Genomic DNA, 2,605 nt, shown 5'->3' with positions numbered 1-2,605 from the left:
GTGTGCGGCCATCGCGGCGACGGCGACGCCCAACGCGCCCAGCAACCCGGCGGCCGCGATCGGGATGCGGAACGCTCGGCTCACGCGCCGCGCTCGTTCAATAGCCGCGCGATTGCCGCGCGCAATTCGGCCATGCCGTTGCCGGCGCGCGAGGAGGTCGACAGCACCTGGGGAAACGCCGCCGGATGCTTGGCGAGCTCTGCCTCGGTCTCGGTGATGCGGGTCGCGAGCTCGCCCGGCTTGACCTGGTCGGCCTTGGTCAGGACGATCTGGTAGCTGACGGCGGATTTGTCGAGCGTCGCCAGGATCTCGCGGTCGACGTCCTTCAGCCCGTGCCGGGAATCGATCAGCACATAGACGCGGGCGAGCGTCGCGCGCCCCAGCAGGAACTGGTGGATCAGCGTGGTCCAGGACGCGACCTTGGTCTTGGGCGCCGAGGCGTAGCCGTAGCCGGGCATGTCGACCAGCCGCAGCGGCGTGTGCTCCGGCCCCACGAAGAAGATCAGCTCCTGGGTGCGGCCTGGCGTATGCGACGTCCGCGCCAAAGTGGTCTGGCCGGTCAGCGCGTTGATCAGGCTCGACTTGCCGACATTGGAGCGGCCGGCAAAGGCGATCTCGATCGGTCCCATCGGCGGCAAGGTCTCGATCGAGGGCGAGGCCCAGATGAACGTCCACTGCCCGGCGAACAGTTTTCGGCCCTGCTCGATCAGGCGGTCGTCGGTGTCAGCGCCGGTCATGGAAAATTTCTCTCCGCGTCATTGCGAGCGAAGCGACGTGTCCGCCATAGCCGGAAGGGCGACGGCGGAAGCAATCCAGAGTCAGGAAGGAAGTCTGGATTGCTTCGTCCGCTGCGCTCCTCGCAATGACGGCCACATCTCAGGCCGCCTCGTTCGCTACGCCGCCTTACTCGTCGTCACGCCGCTTTTTTTTTACCGCCGAAGGTGCCGCGGATGTTGTCGAACAACTCCACCTTCACGCCGTTGCGGCGCATGATGAAGCTCTGCTGCAGCACCGACAGCGTGTTGTTCCAGGCCCAGTAGATCACGAGACCGGCCGGGAAGCCCGCGAGCATGAAGGTGAAGATCAGCGGCATCCAGTTGAAGATGAGCTGCTGGGTCGGATCCGGCGGCGTCGGGTTCAGCTTCATCTGGAACCACATCGTGACGCCCATGATGAGCGGCCAGATGCCAAGCGCGAGATAATGGCCGACCATCGGCAGCTGCGTCGGGTCGTAATGCAGCAGGCCGAACAAGGTGAACAAATTGGTCGGATCCGGCGAGGAGAGGTCCTTGATCCAGCCGTAGAAGGGCGCGTGCCGCATCTCGATGGTGACGAACAGGACCTTGTAGAGAGAGAAGAACACCGGGATCTGCAGCGCCACCGGCAGGCAGCCTGCGATCGGGTTGATCTTCTCCTTTTTGTAGATCGCCATCATCTCCTGCTGCTGCTTCATCTTGTCGTCTGGATAGCGCTCTTTCAGGGCAGCGAGCTGCGGCTGGACCGACTTCATCTTCGCCATCGAGGCGTAGGATTTGTTGGCCAGCGGGAAGAACAAGAGCTTCACCAGCACGGTCACCAGCAGGATGGCGAGGCCGAAATTGCCGACCAGATGGTAGAAGAAGTCCAGCGCCAGGAACATCGGCTTGGTCAGGAAGTAGAAGTGGCCCCAGTCGATCAGAAGATCGAAATGGTTGAGGCCGAGCGCCTGATTGTAGCCGCCGAAGCCGCCGACCGGAAAGTTGAGGCCGACGACGCTGGCTTCCTTGGCGCCGGCGAAAAGCCGCGAAGAGACCGAGGTGGTGGCGCCGCTCGCGATCGTCTGCGCGGGCAGCATGTAGTCGGCCTGATAGCGCCGCTGCGCGCCGCCGGAGGAGAAATGCGCGTTCAGCAAGGTCTGGTCGGTCTCGGGCAGCAGCGCCGCCGCCCAGTATTTGTCGGTAATGCCGAGCCAGCCGTCGGTGATGTTCGAGAACGCGGTGCCCTTCGAGGACGGCTTGTCGGGCAGCGGTTCGCCGCCGTCGACATTCTTGTAGGTCAGCTCCTGCAGGCCCTTGTCGCCGAGATAGCCGATGAAGCCTTCATGCAGGATCGAATAGCCGGACACCGGCGGGGTGCCGCCGCGTGAGATCAGGCCATAGGGATACAGCGTCACCGGCGCGCCGCTCGTGTTGCTGACGTCGTCCTTGACCGTGAACAAATAATGGTCGTCGATCGAGATGGTGCGGTGGAAGACCACGCCCTGGCCATTGTCATAGCTGAGCTTGACCGGCGTCGACGGAGTCAGCGCGTTGGAGCCGTCCTGCTGCCACTGGGTGTTCTGGTCCGGCACCTTCACGTTCGAGCCGGCCGCGCTGGTCCAGTCGAACTCGGCGTAATAGGGGCTGGCGGTGTCCGATGGCGAGAACAGCACGATCGATGGCGAGGTCGGATCGACGGTGTCGCGGAACTGCACCAGCGAGATGTCGTCGATGCGCGCGCCCTTCAGCGCGATGCTGCCGGAAATCCGCGGCGTGTCGATCTTGACGCGCGGGCTGGCGGCGATGGCGGCATCACGGGTCACGACGATGCCGGAGGGGACGGGCGCGGTGCCGGCTGGCGCACTGGG

The 2,605-nt window shown here is 64.3% G+C and carries 2 protein-coding genes; both read right to left on the bottom strand.

Annotation, left to right across the window (positions count from 1 at the left end):
- Positions 1–80: 80 nt before the first annotated feature.
- Complete coding sequence (gene yihA, locus WA702_RS07665) at positions 81–737, bottom strand: ribosome biogenesis GTP-binding protein YihA/YsxC (protein ID WP_425109926.1); 657 nt, start codon at positions 735–737, stop codon at positions 81–83.
- A gap of 176 nt (positions 738–913) precedes the next feature.
- Positions 914–2,605 (bottom strand): membrane protein insertase YidC (yidC, locus tag WA702_RS07660; RefSeq protein ID WP_425109925.1); only part of this gene is annotated, 1,692 nt, incomplete at its 5' end.

Source organism: Bradyrhizobium sp. (genome assembly GCF_049798375.1).
Classification (GTDB): domain Bacteria; phylum Pseudomonadota; class Alphaproteobacteria; order Rhizobiales; family Xanthobacteraceae; genus Bradyrhizobium.
The sequence above is the reverse complement of the archived record's forward strand: the minus strand, read 5'-3'. Positions and strand labels throughout refer to the sequence as shown.